The sequence below is a fragment of the Pseudomonas sp. AC242 genome, from assembly GCF_979258655.1.
Genome location: NZ_OZ409873.1, coordinates 4,844,202 through 4,867,523, shown reverse-complemented (window position 1 = coordinate 4,867,523; position 23,322 = coordinate 4,844,202). Strand labels below are relative to the sequence as shown.

General features: G+C 60.2%; 20 protein-coding genes. 6 read left to right on the top strand and 14 right to left on the bottom strand.

Annotated elements, in window-relative coordinates; genetic code table 11:
- Positions 1 to 38: 38 nt before the first annotated feature.
- The 5 genes from ACZZ0A_RS21805 to leuS form a co-directional block, all read right to left on the bottom strand.
- Positions 39 to 1,361 (bottom strand): lytic murein transglycosylase, encoded by a 1,323-nt coding sequence (locus tag ACZZ0A_RS21805; protein WP_463543722.1) that lies wholly within the window; start codon positions 1,359 to 1,361, stop codon positions 39 to 41.
- 60 nt (positions 1,362 to 1,421) lie between these two features.
- Complete coding sequence (gene arfA / locus ACZZ0A_RS21800; RefSeq protein WP_007909612.1) at positions 1,422 to 1,586, bottom strand: alternative ribosome rescue factor ArfA; 165 nt, start codon at positions 1,584 to 1,586, stop codon at positions 1,422 to 1,424.
- A gap of 175 nt (positions 1,587 to 1,761) precedes the next feature.
- On the bottom strand, positions 1,762 to 2,799 hold the full coding sequence (gene holA, locus ACZZ0A_RS21795) for a DNA polymerase III subunit delta (protein WP_007909614.1): 1,038 nt from the start codon (positions 2,797 to 2,799) through the stop codon (positions 1,762 to 1,764).
- A 39-nt stretch (positions 2,800 to 2,838) separates the two neighbouring features.
- Complete coding sequence (locus ACZZ0A_RS21790) at positions 2,839 to 3,444, bottom strand: LPS-assembly lipoprotein LptE (RefSeq protein WP_007909616.1); 606 nt, start codon at positions 3,442 to 3,444, stop codon at positions 2,839 to 2,841.
- A gap of 87 nt (positions 3,445 to 3,531) precedes the next feature.
- A complete protein-coding gene (gene leuS / locus ACZZ0A_RS21785; RefSeq protein WP_095114028.1) occupies positions 3,532 to 6,138 on the bottom strand; it encodes a leucine--tRNA ligase in 2,607 nt (868 codons plus the stop codon).
- 255 nt (positions 6,139 to 6,393) lie between these two features.
- Here leuS and ACZZ0A_RS21780 point away from each other — a divergent pair, with 255 nt between their 5' ends.
- Together ACZZ0A_RS21780 and ACZZ0A_RS21775 are read left to right on the top strand one after the other, a co-directional pair.
- Entirely contained in the window at positions 6,394 to 6,717 is a 324-nt protein-coding gene (locus tag ACZZ0A_RS21780; RefSeq protein WP_007909621.1) for a hypothetical protein, read from the top strand.
- Between the two features lie 104 nt (positions 6,718 to 6,821).
- Entirely contained in the window at positions 6,822 to 7,583 is a 762-nt protein-coding gene (locus ACZZ0A_RS21775; protein WP_095114029.1) for a YdcF family protein, read from the top strand.
- A gap of 87 nt (positions 7,584 to 7,670) precedes the next feature.
- On the opposite strand, the gene lnt is transcribed toward ACZZ0A_RS21775, so the two are convergent.
- The 5 genes from lnt to miaB all read right to left on the bottom strand — a co-directional run bounded on the left by lnt (position 7,671) and on the right by miaB (position 13,045).
- Positions 7,671 to 9,194: an apolipoprotein N-acyltransferase gene (lnt, locus tag ACZZ0A_RS21770; protein WP_463543721.1), complete on the bottom strand. Its 1,524-nt coding sequence runs from the start codon at positions 9,192 to 9,194 to the stop codon at positions 7,671 to 7,673.
- A gap of 14 nt (positions 9,195 to 9,208) precedes the next feature.
- Complete coding sequence (locus tag ACZZ0A_RS21765; RefSeq protein ID WP_463543720.1) at positions 9,209 to 10,048, bottom strand: HlyC/CorC family transporter; 840 nt, start codon at positions 10,046 to 10,048, stop codon at positions 9,209 to 9,211.
- Between the two features lie 5 nt (positions 10,049 to 10,053).
- Positions 10,054 to 10,548, bottom strand: coding sequence for an rRNA maturation RNase YbeY (ybeY, locus tag ACZZ0A_RS21760; RefSeq protein ID WP_007909643.1), 495 nt, complete (start codon positions 10,546 to 10,548; stop codon positions 10,054 to 10,056).
- On the bottom strand, positions 10,541 to 11,539 hold the full coding sequence (locus ACZZ0A_RS21755) for a PhoH family protein (protein ID WP_042704951.1): 999 nt from the start codon (positions 11,537 to 11,539) through the stop codon (positions 10,541 to 10,543). The genes ybeY and ACZZ0A_RS21755 overlap by 8 nt, the downstream gene beginning before the upstream one ends.
- A gap of 177 nt (positions 11,540 to 11,716) precedes the next feature.
- Positions 11,717 to 13,045: a tRNA (N6-isopentenyl adenosine(37)-C2)-methylthiotransferase MiaB gene (miaB, locus tag ACZZ0A_RS21750; protein WP_007909647.1), complete on the bottom strand. Its 1,329-nt coding sequence runs from the start codon at positions 13,043 to 13,045 to the stop codon at positions 11,717 to 11,719.
- Between the two features lie 133 nt (positions 13,046 to 13,178).
- Here miaB and ACZZ0A_RS21745 point away from each other — a divergent pair, with 133 nt between their 5' ends.
- Positions 13,179 to 13,508 carry a DUF1820 family protein gene (locus tag ACZZ0A_RS21745; RefSeq protein ID WP_003185742.1) on the top strand — a complete coding sequence of 110 codons (330 nt, stop codon included), beginning with the start codon at positions 13,179 to 13,181 and terminating at the stop codon, positions 13,506 to 13,508.
- Positions 13,509 to 13,632: 124 nt separating this feature from the next.
- Here ACZZ0A_RS21745 and ACZZ0A_RS21740 read toward each other — a convergent pair whose 3' ends face one another.
- From ACZZ0A_RS21740 to ACZZ0A_RS21725, 4 genes are all read right to left on the bottom strand, one after another.
- Positions 13,633 to 14,187: a tetratricopeptide repeat protein gene (locus tag ACZZ0A_RS21740; RefSeq protein WP_003228518.1), complete on the bottom strand. Its 555-nt coding sequence runs from the start codon at positions 14,185 to 14,187 to the stop codon at positions 13,633 to 13,635.
- A gap of 225 nt (positions 14,188 to 14,412) precedes the next feature.
- The gene (gene hemL / locus ACZZ0A_RS21735) at positions 14,413 to 15,696 is read right to left on the bottom strand and encodes a glutamate-1-semialdehyde 2,1-aminomutase (RefSeq protein WP_463543719.1); all 1,284 of its coding nucleotides are present in this window, start codon (positions 15,694 to 15,696) and stop codon (positions 14,413 to 14,415) included.
- Positions 15,697 to 15,711: 15 nt separating this feature from the next.
- Positions 15,712 to 16,335 carry a thiamine phosphate synthase gene (gene thiE, locus ACZZ0A_RS21730; protein ID WP_095114032.1) on the bottom strand — a complete coding sequence of 208 codons (624 nt, stop codon included), beginning with the start codon at positions 16,333 to 16,335 and terminating at the stop codon, positions 15,712 to 15,714.
- Positions 16,336 to 16,353: 18 nt separating this feature from the next.
- On the bottom strand, positions 16,354 to 17,151 hold the full coding sequence (locus tag ACZZ0A_RS21725; RefSeq protein ID WP_007909650.1) for a hydroxymethylpyrimidine/phosphomethylpyrimidine kinase: 798 nt from the start codon (positions 17,149 to 17,151) through the stop codon (positions 16,354 to 16,356).
- Positions 17,152 to 17,498: 347 nt separating this feature from the next.
- Between ACZZ0A_RS21725 and ACZZ0A_RS21720 the strand changes: the two genes are divergently transcribed.
- The 3 genes from ACZZ0A_RS21720 to amn all read left to right on the top strand — a co-directional run bounded on the left by ACZZ0A_RS21720 (position 17,499) and on the right by amn (position 23,290).
- Positions 17,499 to 19,853, top strand: a complete 2,355-nt coding sequence (locus ACZZ0A_RS21720; RefSeq protein ID WP_447787236.1) for a hybrid sensor histidine kinase/response regulator — start codon at positions 17,499 to 17,501, stop codon at positions 19,851 to 19,853.
- Positions 19,854 to 19,948: 95 nt separating this feature from the next.
- Positions 19,949 to 21,598, top strand: a complete 1,650-nt coding sequence (locus tag ACZZ0A_RS21715) for an acyl-CoA dehydrogenase family protein (RefSeq protein ID WP_463543718.1) — start codon at positions 19,949 to 19,951, stop codon at positions 21,596 to 21,598.
- A gap of 192 nt (positions 21,599 to 21,790) precedes the next feature.
- Entirely contained in the window at positions 21,791 to 23,290 is a 1,500-nt protein-coding gene (gene amn / locus ACZZ0A_RS21710) for an AMP nucleosidase (RefSeq protein WP_161986511.1), read from the top strand.
- Positions 23,291 to 23,322: the final 32 nt, after the last annotated feature.

Sequence of the window (23,322 nt, the reverse complement as noted above, 5' to 3'; positions counted from 1 at the left end):
TAGGAGCTGCCGAAGGCTGCGATCTTTTGATTTTTACTTTATTGGTTGCGCAGGCTTTCCAGCAACTTGTGCGTCGGATACCCATCCGCCGGCCAGCCAAACGACTGCTGGGCACTGCGAATCGCTTTGCGCGTATTGGCGCCGATGATCCCGTCCGCTGTGCCGGCATCGTAATTGCGAGCGCTCAGCAATGTCTGCAATTCCATACGCTCGGTGCGGCTCAGCGGCAGGTCATCTTTCGGCCAACTGCCGTTGATCAAACCGCCACCGCTGAAACGCTCGGACAACAGGCTCACTGCCAGCGCGTACGACGAGGAGTTGTTGTACTTGAGGATCGCGCGGAAGTTGTCGAGGATCAGGAACGCCGGCCCACGATAACCAGCCGGCAGCAGCAGTGCGGCAGAAAGCTGTTCAGAACCTGCTGGCACCTGACCGCCATTCGGCAGAGTCACGCCCAACTGACGCCATTCGGCGACGCTCTTGCGAATCGCACCATCAGCCAGTGTGTAGTTGAAGCTGCTCGGCAACTGCACTTCAAACCCCCACGGCTGACCACGCTGCCAGCCGGAGCTTTGCAGGTAGTGCGCGGTCGATGCCAGTGCGTCAGCAGGGCTGCCCCAGATATCGCGGCGACCGTCACCGTCGAAGTCCACGGCATGAGTGTTGTAGGTGGTCGGAATGAACTGGGTCTGACCCATCGCGCCAGCCCAGGAACCGAGCATCTTCTCCGGCGTGATATCGCCTTGTTGCAGGATCTGCAGGGCGGCGATCAGCTGTGCATGAGCAAAGCCCGGGCGGCGGCCTTCGTAGGCGAGGGTGGCCAGCGAGTTGATCACCGACTTGCTGCCCTGAAACTGGCCGAAGTTGCTTTCCATGCCCCACACCGACACTAGCGCCTGGCGGTCGACGCCATATCGCTGTTCGATGCTTTGCAGAATATCGGCGTACTGACTGATCAGTGCCTGGCCTCTACGCACACGCAGTGGCGACAGGGCGCCGTCGAGGTATTCCCACACCGGGCGGGAGAACTCCGGCTGACTGCGATCGGCACGAATCACACTGGCGTCGAAGCTGACATTGGCAAACGCCTGATCAAACAGCTCGGCACGAATCCCGGCGGCCAGGGCATCTTTGCGAAAGCTCGCCTGCCATTCGGCAAAGGTCTGCGTTGGCTGCAGATCGAGAGGGTCGGCGGACGGCACTACCGGCGGGATGATCGCTGGGGCCGTGGCGACAGGAGCGGCTTGAAGAGGTTGCGCATCGGCTGCGGTCGGTTTTTCCGCACAAGCGACAAGCAGAATGAAGCTGGAGGCAGCGATCAGTTGGCGAACAGGCCAACGACGGGAAAGACTTAGGGGCATGCACAGTTCCAGGAAAACGAATCAGGTGCAGACCTTAACATGACCGGGGGGTACTGCGCTTTAAGCGGCCAGAAAGTAAGAAGCCTCCCAGCTGTCAGACTGGAAGGCTTCGCGGCGGTAGCTGCCTTTACCCTTGATTGGTCGTTCCTGGCGGCTGCGGAACAGGGGTTGGGCGACAATGGATTTGGCCTTGTTGGGGCCATGTTTCGATGGCTTTTTGCTCATGAGGGTTCTCTCGAGTGAGTGGGTTTTGCGGGGGAAATAATCTGCCGATGTTGGGCATCTGTCTATAGTGCAAATGCAGGCGTGCATTGTAGGAAACAAGATCAAAAGATTGCAGCGTGCCGCAGCTCCTACAGGGATTGGTGTAGGAGCTGCCGAAGGTTGCGATCTTTTGATCTTATTCGGCAGGCAGTGAAAGTCGCTGGCCAGCCATCAATAGAGCCAGACGACTCAAGCTCATCCACGGCGACCCGGCAGCCTGGCCCTTGATCTGCGCGTCAATACGCTGAGCCTCAAGCAACAACTGCGCCCAGCGTTGTGCCGAGTAGCGTTGCAGGGCTTTGCTCATCAACGGTTTGCGCTTGTCCCAGACCGGCGGTTTCGCCTGACTGAAGCACTTGTCCAGCGGCGTGCCCTGGCTGTACTGCAACGAGATATTGGCCAGCAGACGCAACTCCCGCGCCAGTGCCCAGAGAATCACCGGTGGCTCGACACCCTCGCCACGCAAGCCTTCCAGCATGCGCAAGGCATGGGCCGGCTCGCCGTTGAGCACGGCGTCGGTCAAACCGAACACGTCAAAACGTGCACTGTCCGCCACAGCGGCCTGCACGGTTTCGACTGTGATCTGGCCACCCTCGGCCATCAACTTGAGCTTTTCGATTTCCTGCGCGGCAGCGAGCAAGTTGCCCTCGACACGTGCAGCAATCAATTCGACCGCGTCCTGGCTGGCCGACAATCCGGCCTGAGACAAGCGCTGACGAATCCAGTTCGGCAGCTGATTGGCATCCACCGGCCAGATCTGAATGAACTGGGTCTGTTGGCCTTCAACCAGCGCCTTGCCCCACTTGGTCTTCTGCGCGCTGCCATCGAGTTTGGGCAAGCTGATCAGCAGCACAGTGTCTTCAGCCGGACGCGAGCAATATTCGATGAGTGCGGCAGCGCCCTTGTCACCAGGCTTGCCCGAAGGCAGGCGCAGTTCCAGCAGACGCTTTTCTGCGAACAACGACATGCTGGCGCCGGCCTGCAACAACGTGCCCCAATCGAAATTGGCGTCGGCGGCAAAGACCTGGCGTTCGTCGAAACCTTGCTGGCGCGCAGCACTGCGGATGGCGTCGGCGGCTTCCTGACACAACAGCGGGTCATCGCCGCTGATGATGTAGACGGGGCCGAGAGCACCTTGCAGGTGTTTACCGAGTTGGGCGGGAGCGAGCTTCATAAGAAAGGTCGAACGGGGCGCCTGAGCGCCCCGAACGTCTTACTGCTGCGGTATTTCGAGCGGCGACTGACGCGGGGTTTCCGCTTCAGCCTTTTGCGCCGCTTGCAGTGCATCGGCTTCTGCCTTGGCGCGATCATTGGCCGCTTGCTGCAGTTGTTGCAGTTGGCCCGGCGTCAGTTGCTGCAGACGCAGCATCATGCGCTGAACCAGTTCGCGGCGGGTTTCGCGGCGGGCGTCGTTGGCTTCCTGATCGGAGCCCACGAGGTTGTTACCGTCGTGAATGAACACTTTCTGCACTTCCAGCTTGTCGCTCAGCAGTTGCAGGTTCTTGTCGCCACGGATCTCGTAGTTCAGGACTGTATTGACCTGATATTCGCCCGTACGGCCGGCACCGGCGTAGCTGAGGATGCGCTGGCTTTCCTGCTCGTCAGCCAGGAACAGCTTGTACGGAGCGCCGCTGTAAACCTTGACGCCGCTCGACTCCAGGACCTGACGCAGTTGCGTGACCGTCTCGCCGTAGGCGTTGCGGGCGCTCAGATCAAGTTCCTTGATTGACAGCTCGTTGGTGCCGGTGCCGCGCAGCTGGAAACCGCAGGCGCTCAAGAGAACGGCGAGGCCCATCACCAGCAGATTGCGTTTGATCATTGTGTTGCTCCCCTTGAAACCAGGTGGGCCGATCGAGCGGCCCGAAAGGTTTTACTTGGCGCCAGGCGAACCTGACGCCCGATCCAATTAGCTGGCGACGATATTGACCAGTTTCCCGGGCACTACGATCACTTTACGAATGGTCAGACCGTCGACGAAACGCAGTACGTTTTCGTTGGCGCGTGCTGCCGCTTCCACTTCTTCACGGGTTGCGCTGGCTGGCATGTCGATCTGGCCACGCAGCTTGCCGTTGACCTGGATAACCAGGGTCAGGCTGTCTTGCACCAAGGCGCTTTCGTCCACTGCTGGCCAACCGGCGTCGATCACTGCGTCGGCGTGACCCAGTTGATTCCACAGGTTGTGGCTGATGTGCGGCGTGATCGGTGCGAGCAACAGCGTCACGGCTTCCAGGCCTTCGTGAATCAGCGCGCGATCCTGCTCGGTGCCTTGTGCGGCTTTTTCCAGCACGTTCATCAGCGTCATCACCTGAGCGATGGCGGTGTTGAATTTGTGGTTCTGGCCGACGTCGTGGCTGGCCTGCTTGATGGCCAGATGGATCGCGCGGCGAACGGCTTTTTGTTCGTCGTTCAGGCTGGCGATGTCCAGTTTGCCCGGCAAGCCCTGTGTCACGTGGGCTTGCGCCAGACGCCAGACGCGCTTGAGGAAGCGGTGCGAGCCTTCAACACCGGAATCGGACCACTCGGCGCTCATGTCTGGCGGCGAAGCGAACATCATGAACAGGCGGCAGGTATCGGCGCCGAACTGATCGATCATCGACTGTGGGTCGACGCCGTTGTTTTTTGACTTGGCCATTTTCTCGGTGCCACCGATTTCCACCGGCAGACCGTCGGATTTCAGTTTGGCGCTGATGACCTTGGCTTTGCTGTCGCGCTCGAGTTCTACGTCCGCCGGGTTGAACCAGGTGTAAGCACCATTGGCTTCGCGACGGTAGTAGGTTTCGGCGATCACCATGCCTTGGGTCAGCAGGTTCTTGAACGGCTCGTTGGAGCTGACCAGACCTTCGTCACGCATCAGTTTGTGGAAGAAGCGCGCGTAGAGCAGGTGCAGAATCGCGTGTTCGATACCGCCGATGTACTGATCGACCGGCAGCCAGTGATCGGCTGCGGATTTTTCCACCAGGCCGCCTTCAAAGTGCGGCGAGGCGTAACGGGCGTAGTACCACGACGACTCGACGAAGGTGTCCATGGTGTCGGTTTCGCGCTTGGCAGGCTGGCCGCATTTCGGGCAACTGCACTCGTAAAACTCAGGCATGCGTGCCAGCGGCGAACCGGCGCCGTCCGGCACCACGTCTTCCGGCAGGACGACAGGCAGTTGATCTTCCGGCACCGGCACGTCACCGCAGGCATCGCAGTGGATGATCGGGATCGGGCAGCCCCAGTAGCGCTGACGGCTGATGCCCCAGTCGCGCAGGCGGAACTGAGTGCGCGAGGCGCCCAGTTCTTTCTTGATCAGGGCGACTTCCATGGCGTCGAACGCGCCCGCGAAGTCGAGACCGTCGAACTCACCGGAGTTGATCAGCGTGCCGTGCTCGCCGTAGGCGTCTTGCCACGGGGCCGGGTTGCTGTCGCCGGAGCTGGTACGTACGACCGATTTAACCGGCAGGTTGTACTTGTGGGCGAATTCGAAATCGCGCTCGTCGTGCGCCGGTACTGCCATGACCGCGCCGTCGCCGTAGTGCATCAGCACATAGTTGGCGACCCACACCGGGAGTTTTTCACCGGTCAGTGGGTGCTCGACGAACAGGCCGGTCGGCAGGCCTTTTTTCTCTTGAGTGGCAACGTCGGCTTCAGCCACGCTGCCGCCCTTGCATTCAGCGATGAACGCTTGCAGCTCGGAGTTGTTTTTCGCGGCCAGGGTGGCCAGTGGGTGCTCGGCAGCCACGGCGACATAGGTCGCGCCCATCAGGGTGTCCGGACGGGTGGTGAAGACTTTGAGGGTACCGGCTTCGCCGATCGAGTCGACGTTGTACGGGAACTGCACTTCCATGCCACGGGATTTGCCGATCCAGTTGCGCTGCATGGTCTTGACCTGTTCAGGCCAGCCAGTCAGTTCGTCGAGGCTCTCCAGCAGCTCATCCGCGTAAGCGGTGATCTTGAAGTAGTACATCGGGATTTCGCGCTTTTCGATCAGCGCGCCGGAACGCCAGCCGCGACCGTCGATTACCTGCTCGTTGGCCAGAACGGTCTGGTCGATCGGGTCCCAGTTCACGGTGCCGTTTTTACGGTAGATCACGCCTTTTTCGAACAGGCGAGTGAACAGCCATTGTTCCCAGCGGTAGTAATCCGGTTTGCAAGTGGTGACTTCGCGCGACCAGTCGACCGCCAGGCCCAGGCTGCGCAGCTGGGTTTTCATGTAGGCGATGTTTTCGTAGGTCCACTTGGCCGGGGCGACGTTGTTCTTCATCGCGGCGTTTTCCGCCGGCATGCCGAACGCGTCCCAACCCATTGGTTGCAGAACGTTTTTGCCAAGCATGCGCTGGTAGCGGGAGATCACGTCGCCGATGGTGTAGTTGCGCACGTGCCCCATGTGCAGCTTGCCGCTGGGGTAAGGGAACATCGACAGGCAGTAGTAAGTTTCCTTGCCTGGCTGTTCACTGACTTCAAAGGACTTTTGCTCGTCCCAGAACGACTGGGCGGCGGCTTCGATTTCACGGGGCTGATATTGTTCGTGCATGGCTACTTTTGTACTGGATAGGGGTGGCCTAATCCTCTTCAACGCAGGTTCCGGGGTTGGCCCGGACGAGCTGGAAGTGGAATTACAGGAAGCGCCGTAGCATACATGACCGCGCTTGGCCTAGGGAAACCCTGATTACAGCAGTTTGGCCCGGTCAATCCTTGGCGAGGGCCGTTGGTCGCGGCGTGCAGCCGGTTTGTGCAGCGAAGCTAAGCTCTAACTGGGGAGTGAGTCTTATCTTCAATGAGGTGAGGGATGGTGGAGCAACGGCAAAAAAACGTGACGAAACCCGAGTTGTACGAAAGGTTGATCGATCGTCTGGGCATGGCCCTGGACGCTGTAAAAACCGCTGACCGGCTGCGCGACGAGCGCCCCCTGGAACTGGAATTGCGTGGCTTGAGCCCCGCCGAGTTCAAACTGGTCAAGGCCTATCTGGATCGTAGTGAACGTGAATCGCATGGATGCCTGTCACAGGCAGTGAAGCAGCTCGATGCAGCACATTCGGCCAAGGTCATCTGGCTCAAGGACAAGGCGCCCGGCAGAGACACCGTCAAAGTACGTGCTTTGCAGGCCAAGTAAGCGCATGGCAGGTCAAGAACCGGATCTTTTTCAACAGGATCCCACCTATTGGTTGTAACGCTTTATTAACACTCTTAGGCTTCGGGCATCTCTGGAGATGCTCGATGCCCTTTCGTTATTTCATCAAACAACTTTTATTGCCGCCCGGCATTCTTTTGCTGCTGTTGCTGGCTGCGTGGTGGTTACGCCGCTCACGGCCGCGACTGGCTGGCGTGTGTTTTGCCCTTGGTTTTGGCGGGTTGTGGCTCATGAGCCTGCCTGTCGTCGTGCAATGGGGCGCCAAAGCGCTGGAGCGCGAGCCGCCGCTGGCACGTGAAGAATGGGCGACGCTGGCGCAGCGCGCGGACGCGATTGTGGTGCTGGGCTCCGGGCGCGAGCGCGGCGATCTGGCCTGGGGTGAGGATCAGCCGACCGGCGTGGGGCTTGAGCGTCAACGTTACGCGGCGCGGCTGGCGAAAGCGTCCGGTTTGCCGATTCTGACCACGGGTGGCTTGCATTACGGTACACCGCCGACCGAGGCGAAACTGATGTCGGATTCATTGCGCGACGATTTTGGCGTGATGGTGCGTTGGCAGGAAGGCGAGAGTCGTACAACGTGGGAAAACGCCAAGTTCAGCGCTGACATTCTATTGCCGCAGGGGATCAAGCGCGTGGTTGTGGTGACGCAGGCTTGGCACATGCCGCGATCAGTCTGGAGTTTTGAACAGGCAGGATTTGAAGTGGTGCCGGCGCCGGTCGGCTTCTTGGGCACGGATAACGCAAGACCGTTTGGTGGCTGGCTTCCGGAGTTCAAGTCGATCTGGCAGAGCGGGCAACTGTTGAATGAAGCGGTGGGGCAGGTGGGGTATTCGTTGTTTTATCGCTGAAGATCAAAAGATCGCAGCGTGCGGCAGCTCCTACATTGGGATTTGCGTTTTCCCTGTAGGAGCTGCCGCAGGCTGCGATCTTTTGCTTTAAAGGGTTTTCGACATCCGGCTGGCCATCAGTGCCGAGCCAAACAACAGCACGCACAGGATGATCAGCGGCCACGAACGCCATTGCAGGTAGGGCGTCAGGTTATGCATCGGCACCACTTCGCCGTACAGAATGCCCTGTTCAAACTGCGGAATCTGCTCGGTGATCTGACCGAACGGATTGATCAACCCGGTCACGCCGTTGTTGGTCGCGCGGATCATCCAGCGCCCGGCCTCAAGTGCGCGCATCTGCGCCATCTGCAGATGTTGCAGCGGGCCAATCGAGGTGCCGAACCAGGTGTCGTTGCTGATCGTCAGCAGCAGATCACTGCGCGCCGACAGGCTGGCGGCAAACTCCGGATACACCACTTCGTAGCAGATAAACGGTGCGATCTGATAACCCTTGGCCTGCAACAGTGCCTGATCCGCCGGGCCACGGGCAAAGTCGGACATTGGCAGGTCGAAGAAGGCGATCAGCCCGCGCAATACATCCTGCAGTGGCACGTATTCGCCGAAGGGCACCAGTTTCTGTTTCAGATAAGTACCGTCGCCTTCGCCGACCACGGTAATACCGTTGAAGAAGCGTTTTTCATGACGAACGGTTTCGCGAATCGGTACGCCGGTGATCAGCGCCGATTTACGCTCGGCGGCGAAGGTGCCCATCATGTTCAGGTAGCCCTCGGCGGACTCCTTGAGCACGGGCACGGCGGTTTCCGGCCAGATCAGCAGGTCCACCGGTTTCGAACGGAAACTCAAATCGCGGTACAGGGCCAGCTGCGCGTTGAGCTCGGCCGGGTCCCATTTCATGCTTTGTGCGACGTTGCCTTGAATCGCGGCAACACTCAGCGGCGCGCCGGACGGACTTGTCCAGGCATGGCCCTTGAGCGCAATGCCGGCCACCCAAGGGCCAGCCAGCAGCACCAGACCGGCAACGACAAAACCTTTGCGGCCGGTTTGCAACAGACGCGGCGCGTTGTAAATCAGCGCCGCAGTCAACGCCAGTACGAACGACACCAGCCACATGCCACCGACTGGCGCGAGTCCGGACAATGGGCCGTCGAGCTGGCTGTAACCTGAGTACAGCCACGGGAAACCGGTGAGGAACCAACCACGAAATGCTTCCTGGCCGACCCACAACGCAGCAAATGCCAAGGCATCGGCCACCGGCGCCTCGTTACGGCGCAACCAGCGCGCCCATAACCAGGCGGGCAGGGCGAAGAACCAGGCAATCGCCGCCGTAAACAGCAGCATCAGGAACCCGGCCAGCAGCACCGAAGCGCCGCCGAAATGATGAATGCTGTAATAGATCCAGCTGGTACCGGCGCCGAACAGGCCGAAACCGAAACACCAGCCTCGGCCCAGCGCCTGACGCGGGCTCAGCTCGCGCAAACCGGCATAGAACAAGCCGACCGCCAGCAAAGCCAGCGGCCAGATGTTGAAAGGTGCCAGAGCGAAGGTGGTGATTGCACCGGCCGCCACGGCCAGCAGGTTACCGGGCCAGCCGGGGCGGGTTGTCCAGCGCATTTCAGTCCTTAGGATTAACGAGCAATTGGCGTCAGTCGCAGCAAATGAATCCGACGGCTGTCGGCGTTCAGGATGCGGAAACGATAGGCGCCGATTTCAGTGATTTCGTTGCGTTTTGGCAAGTGCCCGAACGCGCTCATCACCAGACCGCCGACGGTGTCGAATTCGTCATCGGAGAACTCGCTGTCGAAGAACTCGTTGAAGTTCTCGATCGGGGTCAGGGCCTTGATCAGGAAGTCACCGCTGGGCAGCGGCTTGATATAGCTGTCTTCTTCGACGTCGTGCTCGTCTTCGATGTCGCCAACGATCTGTTCCAGCACGTCTTCAATCGTTACCAGGCCGGCCACACCACCGTATTCGTCGATGACGATGGCCATATGATTGTGGTTGGCGCGGAATTCTCGCAGCAACACGTTCAGACGCTTGGATTCCGGCACGAAGGTGGCCGGGCGCAGCAGATCCTTGATGTTGAAGCTGTCGCCGTTCTCCTTGAGGATCAGCGGCAGCAGATCCTTGGCCAGCAGCACGCCCATCACGTCGTCATGGCTTTCACCGATGACCGGATAGCGCGAGTGGGCCGAGTCGACCACGGCCGGGAGAAATTCACGCGGTGTCTGGGTCGCCTTGATGCTGATCATCTGCGAGCGCGGCACCATGATGTCGCGTACTTGCAGGTCAGCCACCTGAATGGCACCTTCGACGATGGCCAGCGCTTCGCTGTCCAGCAGTTTGTTCTGATGTGCATCACGCAGTAGCTCAAGCAGCTCCTGACGGTTCTTCGGCTCGTGGGCAAGAGCCTGGGTCAGTTTGCCCAGCCATGACTTCTGCCCGTTGCTCGATCGATCTTCGCTCATAGCGATTACTCTGAATCCTTTGTTGTAACGATAGGGGATGTTTCGGGTTCGTCGTCCGCGTACGGATCGGGATAGCCCAATTCGGCAAGCAACTCGCGTTCCAGTGCTTCCATTTCTTCGGCTTCCTCGTCATCTATATGGTCGTAACCCAGTAGATGCAAGCAGCCGTGAATGACCAGATGTGCCCAGTGGGCCTTTAGTTCCTTGCCTTGTTCGGCGGCTTCACGCTCGACCACGGCCACGCAGATCACCAGATCGCCGAGCAACGGGATATCGAGAAACTCGTCGGGTACTTCCGCCGGGAACGACAGGACGTTGGTCGCGTAATCCTTGTGACGCCAGGTGTGATTGAGCTCGCGACCTTCTTCCTCGTCGACCAGACGAATGGTCATTTCCGAGTCGGCGGTGCGCTGGCGCAGGGCCAGTTCGCACCACAGGCGGAAGTCGGCTTCACTCGGCGCGCTCGCTTCAGTCGCGATTTGCAGGTCTAGCTCAAGCATTTCGCGAAGTGTCCTTGGGGGCGTCATCACGGTTTTCGAAGCGCTCGTAGGCTTCGACGATCCGCTGGACCAAAGGATGGCGCACGACGTCTTTAGGCTGGAAGTGCGTGAAGCTGATGCCCGGAACGTCTTTGAGCACTTCAATCACGTGGTGCAGACCCGACTTGGTGCCTTTCGGCAGGTCGACCTGGGTGATGTCACCGGTGATGACTGCTGTAGAGCCGAAGCCGATTCGGGTCAGGAACATCTTCATCTGTTCGACGGTGGTGTTCTGGCTTTCGTCGAGAATGATGAAGCTGTTGTTCAGCGTGCGGCCGCGCATATAGGCCAGTGGCGCCACTTCGATGACCTGACGTTCGATCAACTTGGCCACGTATTCGAAGCCGAGCATCTCGTAGAGCGCGTCGTAGAGCGGGCGCAGGTACGGGTCGATCTTCTGCGACAGGTCGCCGGGCAGGAAGCCGAGTTTTTCACCCGCTTCAACCGCCGGACGCACCAGCAGGATGCGGCGGATCTGCTCGCGCTCCAGGGCATCGACAGCGCACGCCACGGCCAGATAGGTCTTGCCGGTACCGGCGGGGCCGATGCCGAAGTTGATGTCGTTACCGAGAATTTCCTTCACGTAGCGCAACTGATTCAAGCCGCGCGGGCGAATCATGCCTTTCTTGGTGCGCAGGGCGACGGAGGCTTCGGCGGGGGCGTGATTGTCCAGCTCGACCACGGCTGATTCCTGCAGGAACAGGTGAACCGTATCTGGCGACAGCTCTGAACCTTTGGTTTCCCGGTACAGGCGACGAATCAGATTTTCCGCAGACGTGGTGTGTTTGGGGTCGCCGATCAGCTCGAACTGGTTTCCGCGGTTGCGGATCTCGATGGTCAGGCGCTGTTCGATCAAGCGCAAATGCTCGTCGAATTGCCCGCACAGATTGGCGAAGCGGCGAGCCTCAAAGGGCTCGAGGATAAAACGATGTGGTTCTATGGGAGCGTTCAAGGTCGTATTTAGCCGCCCTGGGGCAATTAAGATGAAATCAAGGATAACGCCAGAGGCCTGGGTGCGAAAGCTCTTAAATATTCTTGGCGTCGACACCGTCAAGATCGCAGCCTTCGGCAGCTCCTACAGGGGAATGTAATCCATGTAGGAGCTGCCGAAGGCTGCGATTTTTTGCATTTATTGGATCAGCGAGCCGCGCAGCGAGTGCGGCTGTGCCGCGTCGATGTGCACGTCGGCGAACTGACCGATCAGGGTTGGATTGTCGCAGCGGAAGTTGACGATACGATTATTCTCGGTGCGCCCTTGCAGCTCGCCAGGGTCTTTCTTCGAGTAATCGGTGACCAGAATGCGCTGGATCGAACCGACCATTTGTCGGCTGATCTCGAAACCTTGCTGATTCAAGCGATGTTGCAGCGCGTTCAGGCGTTCCTTCTTCAGCTCTTCCGGGGTCTCGTCGGCCAGATCGGCCGCCGGCGTGCCCGGGCGCTGGCTATAAACGAAGGAATAAGAGAAGTCGAAACCGACGTCGGCAATCAGCTTCATGGTCTGTTCGAAATCTTTCTCGGTCTCGCCGGGGAAACCGACGATGAAGTCCGAGCTGATACAGATTCCCGGCACAGCGGCGCGCAGTTTGCGCAGCTTGGATTTGTACTCAAGCGCGGTGTGGTTGCGCTTCATTGCCGCGAGAATCCGGTCGGAGCCCGATTGCACCGGCAAATGCAGGTGTTTCACCAGTTCCGGCACGTCAGCGTGGGCCTGAATCAGGCTGTCGGAGAATTCCAGCGGGTGCGAAGTGGTGTAGCGGATGCGGTCGATGCCGTCGATGGCGGCGACAACGCGAATCAGCTCAGCGAGATCCGCCAGGCGCCCGTCATGGGTGGTGCCGCGATAGCCGTTGACGTTCTGCCCGAGCAGCGTCACTTCACGCACACCGTTTTCGGCGAGGTGGATGACTTCGGCGATCACGTCATCGAACGGCCGGCTGACTTCTTCGCCGCGGGTATAAGGCACCACGCAGAACGTGCAGTACTTGCTGCAGCCTTCCATCACCGACACATAAGCGCTCGGGCCATCGATACGCGGCTCGGGCAAGTGGTCGAATTTTTCGATTTCCGGGAACGACACGTCGACTTGCGGCAGCTTGGTGATGCGCGCGGCGTCGATCATTTCCGGCAGGCGGTGCAGCGTCTGCGGGCCGAACACGACATCGACGTATGGGGCGCGATCACGAATCGCTGCGCCTTCCTGACTGGCCACGCAACCGCCAACGGCGATCACCATCTCCGGGTTGGCCAGTTTCAGTTCGCGCCAGCGGCCGAGCTGCGAATACACGCGATCCTGGGCGCGCTCGCGGATCGAGCAGGTGTTGAGCAGAATCACGTCGGCGTCCTCCGCGCGAGCGGTGACTTCCAGGGCCTGATGTTCACCCAGCAGATCGACCATGCGCGAGCTGTCGTACTCGTTCATCTGGCAACCGTGGGTTTCGATGTAAAGCTTCTTGGCCATGGATTAGTGTCGTCACGTGATTCAAAGAACCCGGCATTATAGGGAACAAGCCCGCAGGTTCCTACCGCTGTGCGTCCGGAGGCTATGCTATAGTTTGCGCCCTCATTTTTATCCCCGATGTTATCCCCCCGCCATGACCAAACGCGAAGCTCCAATCTATAAGGTGATTTTCCTCAACCAGGGCCAGGTGTTCGAAATGTACGCCAAGCAGATCTATCAAAGTGATCTGTGGGGTTTTCTGGAAGTGGAAGAGTTCGTCTTTGGCGAGCGCACGCAAGTGGTCGTCGATCCGAGCGAAGAAAAGCTCAAGGCGCAGTTCGAAGGCGTGGTGCGCAGCTTTGTGCCGATGCATTCGATTGTGCGCATCGACGAGGTTGAGCGTCTGGGTACCCCGAAAATCAGCGAAGCACGTGGCGCGGTCGGCAACGTGATGCCGTTCCCGATGCCGATGCCTGAGAAGTAAAACCGGATCTGGATTTTTGATCGTTCCCACGCTCTGCGTGGGAATGCCGCCTTCGACGCTCTGCGTCGGTGACGCGGAGCGTCACGGGATGAGTTCCCACGCAGAGCGTGGGAACTATCGGCGGTCAGGGAAGAGGCGAGAACGGCGTACGCCCATCGGCGCTCTGCAGTTCCATCAGGTATTTACGGAAAATTTGCCCAAGCACCTGGGTGGCAGTCTCAAGGTCTTCGCGGGACATTTTTTCGGAGACTTCGTCGGCCGTGTCCAGCGCATCTTCAGCGCCGTTGACCGCCGCCATCTTCAGCACGATATACGCCTGAATGTTGTTGGCCTGCACGCCTTCACCGTGGAAGAACATCGTGCCGAGTTTGAACTGTGCCTGAGCGTGGCCTTGCAGCGAGGCCTTTTCGAAGTAGCTCAGGGCTTGATTGAGGTCGCGCGGCGCATTCTTGCCGTCGTAGTAGAACTCACCCAACTCGTATTGCGCTTGCGCATCCCCTTCGTCCGCCGCTTTCTGGCAGGCGGCCAGTGCCTGCGTGACGTCTTGCGGCTGAGTATTGAGGGTGCAACGACCCATCGCCGGGATCAACAACGAGTTGCCGCCTGCTTGTGCATGCGCGAGCAGGGGCTGAAGGAGCAACAGGCAGCCCAAGGCAAGGGTGCGGCCGGTGCGGTTCATGGGAATCGACTTACCTCTGAAGGGCACGCGGACCCATCGAGGGATCCAATAAGCGCGCATTATGAAATAAGCAGGGCCAACCTTACAAAGTCTTTACTCGTTTTTCTGCTGCACGGGGAATATATCGCCCACTTTAGGGGAGATTTTTAGCAGGAGCATCGGAAAAACAGCGCGGATGTAGGTGAATGCTGACGCTGGCGATAGCCAACGTCAGCGGCAGTGCGATTATTTCAGTGCGGAGAAGGCGCGCTCGGCAGCGTCCAGCGTCAGTTGCAACTCGGCTTCACCGTGGGCGATCGAGGTGAAACCGGCTTCGAAGGCGCTCGGTGCCAGGTAAACGCCACCTTCCAGCATCAGGTGGAAGAAGCGACCGAACAGGGCAGCGTCGCTGGCCATCACGTCTTCAAAGGTGACGATGTCATCGGCGCCGCTGAAGTACAGACCGAACATGCCGCCGGCCTGAGTGGTCACGAACGGAATGCCCGCGGCATCGGCGCGTTGTTGCAGACCGTCGAGCAGACGCGTGGTGTAGTCGGTCAACTCGGCGTGAAAGCCTGGACGACTGATCAAACGCAGCGTGGTCAAACCGGCGGCCATGGCCAGCGGGTTACCCGACAGCGTACCGGCCTGATACACCGGACCCAACGGCGCGATGCGTTCCATGATTTCACGCTTGCCGCCGAAGCAGCCGACCGGCATGCCGCCGCCGATGATCTTGCCGAAAGTGGTCAAGTCAGGATTGACCCCGTAGTACGCCTGGGCACCGCCGAGGGCAACGCGGAAACCAGTCATCACTTCGTCGAAAATCAGCACTACGCCATGCTTGTCGCACAGTGAACGCAGACCTTCGAGGAAACCTGGCGCTGGCGGCACGCAGTTCATGTTGCCGGCCACCGGTTCAACGATGATGCACGCCACGTCCTTGCCAACTTCAGCGAGCATCTTTTCAAACGCGTCGATGTCGTTGAACGGCAGGGTCAGGGTGTGTTTGGCGAATGCTGCCGGTACGCCGGCGGAGCTCGGCACGCCTTGGGTCAGTGCGCCGGAACCGGCCTTGACCAGCAGGCTGTCGGAGTGACCGTGGTAGCAGCCTTCGAACTTGATGATGCTGTCGCGGCCGGTGTAACCACGGGCCAGACGGATCGCGCTCATGGTCGCTTCGGTGCCGGAGCTGACCATGCGCACCATGTCCATCGAGGGCACCAGCGAGCAGACCAGGTCGGCCATCTCGGTTTCCATCGCCGTCGGCGCGCCATACGACAAGCCGTGTTGCAGCTGATTGCGCACCGCGTCGAGCACGTCCGGGTGGCTGTGGCCGAGGATCATCGGACCCCACGAGCCGACGTAATCGACATAACGCTTGTCGTCTTCGTCGGTCACGTAAGCGCCTTCGGCGTGTTTGAAGAACAGCGGGGTGCCGCCAACGCTCTTGAACGCACGAACGGGCGAGTTCACGCCACCGGGAATGTGTTTCTGAGCGTTGGCAAACAAAGTTTCGGAACGAGACATGATCGGGCTCTCAAATCAGACTTTCAGTAATTCATTGAACGCGCGGGCGCGGCGGGTCACTTCGGCGGTGCTTTCGGCACCAAACAGACCGTGAACCACGGCCAGCAAGTCGACCCCATGGGCCACCAGCGGCGCGGCGTTGTCGAGGGTGATGCCGCCAATCGCGCAGACCGGCAGATGCAGCGTGCGCTTGGCTTCGTCCAGCAGATCGAGGCTGCAGGTCGGCGCGCCGGGCTTGGTGTTGGAGTTGAAGAAGCGGCCGAAGGCGACGTAACTCGCGCCTTCTTTTGCCGCTTGTTCGGCCAGCGCGATTTGCGCGTGGCAGGTCGAACCGATGATCGCTTTCGAACCGAGCAGGGCGCGGGTCGGCGACAGTGGACCGTCGGTCTGACCCAAGTGCACGCCGACGTTGAGGCGTGCGGCCAGTTCAGCGTCATCGTTGATGATCAGCTGCGTCTTATAGCGCTCGCACAAATCGCGCAGTGCCTCGGCCTCGCGCAAGCGGCGGGCCTCGTCGCTGCTCTTGTCGCGGTATTGCAGCAGGGTGACGCCGCCTTCCAGCGCCGCCTCCACGTAAGACAGAAACTTGCCCGCCAGCAGTTGGCTGTCGGTGATGGCATACAGGCCACGTAGTTTCATCGGGCAGACCTCACGACGTTACGAGCAGAAATCCAGCGGCAGGCGACGCGGGACGAACTGGCCTTTGCCCAGTTGTTCGGCATCGCGCAGGGTGCGCCAGGTGTAATCCAATGCACTGCGCACGGCGCTGGCGAGGTGTTCGCCCTGCGCCAGACGACCGGCCAATGCGCTGGCCAAGGTACAACCGGAACCGTGATAACTGCCCGGCAGACGCTGGCAGATAAAGGTTTCGCGCAGACCGTCGCGGCTGTACACGCGGTTATGGATTTCAGTTTCGTCGCCGTGGCCGCCGGTGATCAGCAGGTTTTTGACGAACGGCAGGAGTTTTTCTGCGCACTCGTCCGCGGTGCCTTCGGGCAGTTCGGCGAGGATGCGCGCTTCGGGAAGGTTGGGGGTGGCAATGATTGACAGCGGCAGCAGACGCTCGCGCATCGCATAACCGACTTCGTCCTTGCCCAGGCGACCGCCGCCACCGGCGCGCAGCACCGGGTCGCAAACCACTGGCAAATGCGGGTGCGCTGAAAGCAGTTCGACAACAGTGTCGACCATTTCCAGCGAACCGAGCATGCCCAGTTTGACCGCCGCGACTTCGGAGTCGTTGAGCACGGCATTGGCTTGAGCCAGTACCCACTCACGGTCGAGGACGCGGAAGTCAGTGACGTTGACGGTGTCTTGCACGGTCAGGGCGGTGACGGCCGGAGCCGCATGGCAACCCTGCGCGAGCAGGGCTTCGATATCTGCCTGCAAGCCGGCGCCACCACTGGGGTCGTGGCCGGAGAGACAGAGGACAACGGGGCGGGAGCTGTAGATATTCATGGTGCGCGAGCTTACCACCAAAGCTGATTTTCGGGTGTGGGTGGAACAGCAAGATCAAAAGATCGCAGCCTGTGGCAGCTCCTACTAGGGAGCGCATTCAAGTGTAGGAGCTGCCGCAGTCTGCGATCTTTTTGTCTACCTGACCGATCCAACAGCTCTAGCTCGCCGCTTTGCTCTGGAACGCCCGTTCTAGAGCCTTTGTAGGAAAAATTTCAATGGTGCTCAATGGCCATCAACGGCTATGCTAGTCTGGATCCAAACCAATAACAGGTAATACCGGTTTTACGTCTACTCAAAGGGAATGGGGGGCTTCCTGACACAACCGGACGAGCCACGCTGGGGCTTCAATGCGCTATTTGCTGATGTTGCTGTTCTGCTTGCCCTTTATGGCGAGCGCCGTCGAATTCGACGAATTTACCCAGAGCCTCCCTCTGGGCCGATCACTGCAAGTGTTCGAAGACCCCAGTGGTCAGGCGAGCATTGCCGATGTTCGCGCGCAGGCTGCCGCCGGTAATTTCAAACCTCACGATAAAGCCACGCTCAATGCCGGATACTCGCGCTCGGCGTTCTGGCTGAAGATCGACCTGCACTACCGTCCGAGCAATCCCGCCGCCCAACGTACCTGGCTGCTGGAACTGGCGTATCCACCGCTCGACCATCTCGACCTCTATATGCCTGACGCCAGTGGCGACTACCGCCTCGTCCGGCAAACCGGCGACGCCCTGCCGTTCGCCAGTCGCGAGATCCGCCAGAACAACTATTTGTTCGACCTTTCATTCACGCCGAATCAACAGCAAACCGTGTACCTGCGACTGGCCAGCGAAGGCTCGATTCAGGCACCGGTGACGTTATGGTCGAGTACTGCGTACCTCGAAGACCAGCCGGTGCGCCTGTATGTGCTGGGCATCATTTATGGCGTGCTGTTGGGGATGCTGGTTTACAACCTGTTCATCTTCCTCAGCGTGCGCGACACCAGCTATCTCTATTACATCTTCTATATTGCCTCGTTCGGCCTCTATCAACTGTCGGTGAACGGTGCGGCAGTCGAGTACTTCTGGCCTGACAACCCATGGTGGGCCAACGCCGCGACGCCATTCTTCATCGGCTGTGCGGGGCTGTTCGGCAGTCAGTTCGCCCGCAGCTTCCTGCAGACCAAAAACCACAGCCGTTGGCTCGATCGCTTGCTGATTGCGCTGATCGCGTTCGGCGCGCTGGTGGTTGGTTTGTCGCTGATGACCAGTTACGCGTTGTCGCTGCGTCTGGCGACGATACTGGCGCTGACCTTTACGGTCGTGATTTTCGCCGCAGGGATTCTGGCCTGGTGGCGCGGCTTGCGGGTGGCACGTTACTTCATCATTGCCTGGTCGGCGTTCCTGCTTGGCGGCATCGTCAACACCCTGATGGTGCTCGGCCTGCTGCCGAACGTGTTCCTGACCATGTACGCCAGCCAGATCGGTTCGGCCATCGAAGTGGCGCTGCTGTCGCTGGCGCTGGCCGACCGTATCAACGCGATGCGTGAGCAACAGGCGCAGACGTTGTACGACGCCGGGCAGAAACTCGAAGTGCTCAACCAGCAACTGGCCCACAGCAACAAGCTCAAGGATGAATTCCTCGCGACCCTGACGCATGAACTGCGCACGCCGATGAACGGTGTGATCGGTTCGCTGGAACTGATGCAGACCGTCGATCTGGATCCGGAGCTTGAGCAATATCAGCAAACCGCCGCCGGTTCCGCGCGGGACATGATGCGCATGGTCAACGGCATCCTCACCCTCACCGAATTGCAGGCCGGCAAACTCAAGGCTGCTCCGGGCAGTTTCAGCCTGCGTGCGGTGGTCGAAGCATTGCGCGTGCAGTTCGACGGCAACGCGGCGAGCAAGTCGCTGGATTTCAAGGTTGAAGTACTGCCGACCTTGCCGGATCGCTTGTATGGCGACAGCGCCAAACTCGCGCAATGCCTGGAATGCCTGCTGGATAACGCGATCAAGTTCACCCGCGTTGGTGGTCTGGCACTGCGGGTTACCGGCAAACCGTCGACGGGCAATCGTTTGGCCCTGTCGTTTGCGGTGATCGACACCGGCATCGGTTTCACCGATCTGGGCGAGGCGACGATGTATCAGCGCTTCTTCCAGCTCGACGGCTCGATGACCCGCGAATATGGCGGATTGGGCGTCGGCCTGGCGATCTGCCGACAGTTGGTCGAGCTGCTCGACGGCAAGCTCACGCACCGCTCGGAACCCGGGCGTGGCAGCCGCTTCCAGCTGGATGTCGAGTTCGAACTACCGGTAATTGAACCGGCGTCGATCCCGGCGCCTTCGCGCCATTTTGTGCGCGCACCACAGGACTGCACGGTGTTGCTGGTGGACGACAACAGCGTCAACCAACTGGTGATGCGCGGCATGTTGCTCAAGCTCGGCTTCCGCGTGCGTACCGCCGATAACGGCGCGGCGGCGCTGGATTGCTTGCAGCGTGAGGCCTTCGATGCTGTGCTCATCGATTGCCAGCTACCTGCTCAGGAGGGCGCAGCGTTGTGCTGCCAGATTCATGCATTGCCGGGCTGCGCGAATCTGCCGGTGTTTATGCTGGCGCTGACCGCCGAGCGGGAACTTTGCACGCCTGGCGCGCCCATCGATTACTTGAACAAGCCGGTGAAATTCGAAGAGTTGCAGTCCGCGCTGGAGCGCCGGGTGCTGTGTTGCTGACAGGGTAAAAGCGCCGCAAAATCGGCGGATATGACACTTTGATCGATCTTGGGGCGGTGCTTAACTGACCTTCTGGATGACCAAGGAGCCCCGTCATGAACCTGCATCAGTTCGCCGAAACCCACGAAGTCACCAACCAGCCGCCGTCGCTGGACGGCACCAATCTGTATCGCATCGACCTGCCATTGCAGGAGTGGTCGCGGCGCTTTGGTGCCGGGTGGGCGGAGTCGCGGATCGATGCCTACGGCGCGCTCGCCGGTGGCCCGCTGATGGAAGCCGGGTTCCTCGCCAACCAGAACAAACCGGTGTTTGCCAGCCATGATCGCTACGGCCATCGCATTGATCTGGTGGAATTTCATCCGGCTTATCACCAACTGATGCGCACCGCGATTGAACATGGTCTGACCTCGCTGCCATGGACTCATCCGCAGGACGGTGCTCACGTCGCCCGCGCGTCCATGAGCTATCTGCACAGCCAGGCAGAGGCGGGCAGCGGCTGCCCGTTGACCATGACCTTCGCCAGCGTGCCGGCCCTGCGTTTGCAGCCGAATATCGCTGAACAGTGGCTGCCGAAAGTCCTCGCCACTGAGTACGATCCGCGCAACGTCGGTATGGCGCACAAGGCCGGCGTGACCATCGGCATGGCCATGACCGAGAAACAGGGCGGCACCGACGTGCGCGCCAACACCACCAAGGCGTATCCGGTCGGCGCCAGTGGCCCGGGCGAGGCCTATGAACTGGTCGGGCACAAGTGGTTCTGCTCGGCGCCGATGTGCGATGCCTTCCTGACGCTGGCGCAGACCGACAAGGGTTTGACCTGCTTCCTGCTGCCACGCCATCGCCCGGATGACACGCGTAATCAGTTCTATATCCAGCGTCTGAAAAACAAACTCGGTAACCAGTCCAACGCCTCCAGCGAAGTGGAGTTCCGTGGCGCGCTGGCGTGGATGGTTGGCGAGGAAGGGCGCGGTGTGCCGACCATCATCGAAATGGTCGCCATGACCCGATTTGATTGCATGGTCGGTTCCAGCGCGCTGATGCGCCAGGCGCTGACCCAGGCCAGCCACCACTGCGCGCACCGCAAGGTCGGCGGCAAACTGCTCAGCGAACAGCCATTGATGCAGAACGTACTGGCAGATCTGGCCCTGGAAAGCGAAGCCGCGCTGGCCCTGAGTTTACGCATGGGCAAGGCGCTGGATCATCTGAATGATCGCCACGAAGCGCAATTCGCGCGGCTGGTGACAGCGGTGGGCAAGTATTGGATCTGCAAACGTGCGCCGGGGATGATCAATGAAGCGGCCGAGTGCATGGGCGGCGCCGGGTATGTCGAGGACAGTATCCTGCCGCGCCTGTACCGCGAGGCGCCGGTGAATTCGACGTGGGAAGGTTCGGGGAATGTGCAGTGCCTCGACGTGCTGCGCGCGTTGTCGAAAGAGCCGGGTGTGCTGGATGTGTTGTTCAGCGAACTCGGTGATGGACATGGTGACAAACGGCTGGCCGCGCATATTCAGCAATTGCAGGCGCAGTTCAAGGACACCAGTGATATTCAGTACCGGGCGCGGCAACTGACCGAAGACATCGCGCTCGGTTTGCAGGCCAAGCTATTGCTGGAAGCCGGCAACTCGGCGGTCAGCGATGCGTTCATTGCCAGCCGTCTGAGCAGTGGCGGTCGCGTGTACGGCGCCTTGCCGCGTGGGCTGGACGTCGAAGCTATCGTCGCCCGCTCGACCCCGCAAGGTTTCTGACCGCAATCTCCCCAACACTACAAAACCCTGTGGGAGCTGGCTTGCCAGCGATGGCGGCCTGTCAGTCAACACTGATGTTGCATGTGCCGGCCTCATCGCTGGCAAGCCAGCTCCCACAGGGGTTCGCTTTGTCTGAAAGATTTGGGTACACCCACAACGCCACTGTTCCCGTGACGCCACGATGCAGGCAAGATGAAGCTCTGCAAGTCAGAACACAGGAAGCTGATCGTGACCGAAGCGTTTATTGTCGTTCAAACCGCCGAACAAGCCGTGGATCGTCTGGCCGAGTTGCACGAGCGGGCCACCACTGCGCTGAACTCGGCGCTCAAGCGTTACCTCAAGGATCGCGTCGAACCCGACGCTGCGCAGCGTGCTCTGTTTCGTTATCCCGAACTGCGTCTGACCTACCATTGCCAGGGCGAAGTCCCACAGACCACCCGCGCTTACGCCAAGGTGCAATTGCCGGGCACTTATAGCGTCACCGTCACCCACCCGGCGGCGTTCCGCAAATACCTGCTCGAGCAGCTTGTGCCGCTGATGCACGACTTCACCGTGACTGTGGAAGTCGGCGTCAGCCAGCAGAACATTCCGTATCCATATGTAGTCGAGCAGGGCGATGAACTGGCCGGCTCCGGCGTCACCGCTGCCGTGCTGGCGCGGGTGTTCCCGAGTACTGACCTGTCCGCCGCCACCGATGGCATCGCCGACGGTCTCTACGACTGGGAAAACACCGATCCGCTGCCGCTGGCCTTGTTCGACGCCGCGCGCGTGGATTTCTCCCTGCGCCGTCTGGTGCATTACACCGGCAGCGACTGGCGCCATGTGCAGCCGTGGATTCTGCTGACCAACTATCACCGCTACGTCGACCAGTTCATCGTCCATGGTCTGGAGCAATTGCGCAGTGACCCGCGTTTCGTGCGCATGGTCTTGCCGGGCAACGTGATCATCGAGAAGGGCATGGATCACGGCGAAGCCTCGGCGATCGCCGCCGGTGTGGTCTGGCACCGTTATCAGATGCCGGCCTATCACCTGATCGCCAGCGATGGCCACGGCGTGACCCTGGTCAACATCGGCGTCGGCCCGTCCAACGCCAAGAACATCACCGATCACCTGGCGGTGCTGCGTCCGCATTGCTGGCTGATGATCGGCCACTGCGGTGGCCTGCGTCAGTCGCAGACCATTGGCGACTATGTGCTGGCCCACGCTTATATGCGTCGCGACGGCATTCTCGACCGCGTGGTGCCGCCGAACATTCCGATCCCGGCACTGGCCGAAGTGCAAATGGCGCTGCAACAAGCAGCGGCGAATGTCACCGGCGAGAAGGGCGATGACCTGAAAAAACGCCTGCGCACCGGCACCGTGCTGACCTACGACGACCGTAACTGGGAATTGCGCTGGGCGCAGGAGCGGCCGTTGATCAACCTGTCCCGCGCCGTGGCGGTGGACATGGAAAGCGGCACGATTGCCGCGCAGGGTTATCGCTTGCGGGTGCCGTACGGCACGTTGCTGTGCGTTTCGGACAAACCGCTGCACAGTGAAATCAAGCTGCCGGGTTCGGCCAACGCCTTCTATGAGCGTGCGGTCAGCCAGCACTTGAAGATCGGCATCGAAGCGGTGGACCTGCTGCGCACTGAACTCAACTCGCTGCACTCGCGCAAACTGCGCAGCTTCGACGAACCGCCGTTCCGTTAACGGTTAGTCGTGGTCATTTGGCGGTCGGGGCA

What these genes read in the sequence shown, in the direction of transcription:
- ACZZ0A_RS21745 (WP_003185742.1), top strand. Translation starts at nt 13,179, where the DNA reads ATGACCAAACGCGAAGCTCCAATCTATAAGGTGATTTTCCTCAACCAG.
- miaB (WP_007909647.1), bottom strand. Translation starts at nt 13,045, where the DNA reads ATGGCCAAGAAGCTTTACATCGAAACCCACGGTTGCCAGATGAACGAG.
- ACZZ0A_RS21805 (WP_463543722.1), bottom strand. Translation starts at nt 1,361, where the DNA reads ATGCCCCTAAGTCTTTCCCGTCGTTGGCCTGTTCGCCAACTGATCGCT.
- arfA (WP_007909612.1), bottom strand. Translation starts at nt 1,586, where the DNA reads ATGAGCAAAAAGCCATCGAAACATGGCCCCAACAAGGCCAAATCCATT.
- thiE (WP_095114032.1), bottom strand. Translation starts at nt 16,335, where the DNA reads ATGAAACTACGTGGCCTGTATGCCATCACCGACAGCCAACTGCTGGCG.
- amn (WP_161986511.1), top strand. Translation starts at nt 21,791, where the DNA reads ATGAAGCTCTGCAAGTCAGAACACAGGAAGCTGATCGTGACCGAAGCG.
- ACZZ0A_RS21725 (WP_007909650.1), bottom strand. Translation starts at nt 17,151, where the DNA reads ATGAATATCTACAGCTCCCGCCCCGTTGTCCTCTGTCTCTCCGGCCAC.
- ACZZ0A_RS21790 (WP_007909616.1), bottom strand. Translation starts at nt 3,444, where the DNA reads ATGATCAAACGCAATCTGCTGGTGATGGGCCTCGCCGTTCTCTTGAGC.
- ACZZ0A_RS21715 (WP_463543718.1), top strand. Translation starts at nt 19,949, where the DNA reads ATGAACCTGCATCAGTTCGCCGAAACCCACGAAGTCACCAACCAGCCG.
- ACZZ0A_RS21780 (WP_007909621.1), top strand. Translation starts at nt 6,394, where the DNA reads ATGGTGGAGCAACGGCAAAAAAACGTGACGAAACCCGAGTTGTACGAA.
- holA (WP_007909614.1), bottom strand. Translation starts at nt 2,799, where the DNA reads ATGAAGCTCGCTCCCGCCCAACTCGGTAAACACCTGCAAGGTGCTCTC.
- leuS (WP_095114028.1), bottom strand. Translation starts at nt 6,138, where the DNA reads ATGCACGAACAATATCAGCCCCGTGAAATCGAAGCCGCCGCCCAGTCG.
- ACZZ0A_RS21775 (WP_095114029.1), top strand. Translation starts at nt 6,822, where the DNA reads ATGCCCTTTCGTTATTTCATCAAACAACTTTTATTGCCGCCCGGCATT.
- ACZZ0A_RS21720 (WP_447787236.1), top strand. Translation starts at nt 17,499, where the DNA reads ATGCGCTATTTGCTGATGTTGCTGTTCTGCTTGCCCTTTATGGCGAGC.
- hemL (WP_463543719.1), bottom strand. Translation starts at nt 15,696, where the DNA reads ATGTCTCGTTCCGAAACTTTGTTTGCCAACGCTCAGAAACACATTCCC.
- ACZZ0A_RS21740 (WP_003228518.1), bottom strand. Translation starts at nt 14,187, where the DNA reads ATGAACCGCACCGGCCGCACCCTTGCCTTGGGCTGCCTGTTGCTCCTT.
- lnt (WP_463543721.1), bottom strand. Translation starts at nt 9,194, where the DNA reads ATGCGCTGGACAACCCGCCCCGGCTGGCCCGGTAACCTGCTGGCCGTG.
- ybeY (WP_007909643.1), bottom strand. Translation starts at nt 10,548, where the DNA reads ATGCTTGAGCTAGACCTGCAAATCGCGACTGAAGCGAGCGCGCCGAGT.
- ACZZ0A_RS21765 (WP_463543720.1), bottom strand. Translation starts at nt 10,048, where the DNA reads ATGAGCGAAGATCGATCGAGCAACGGGCAGAAGTCATGGCTGGGCAAA.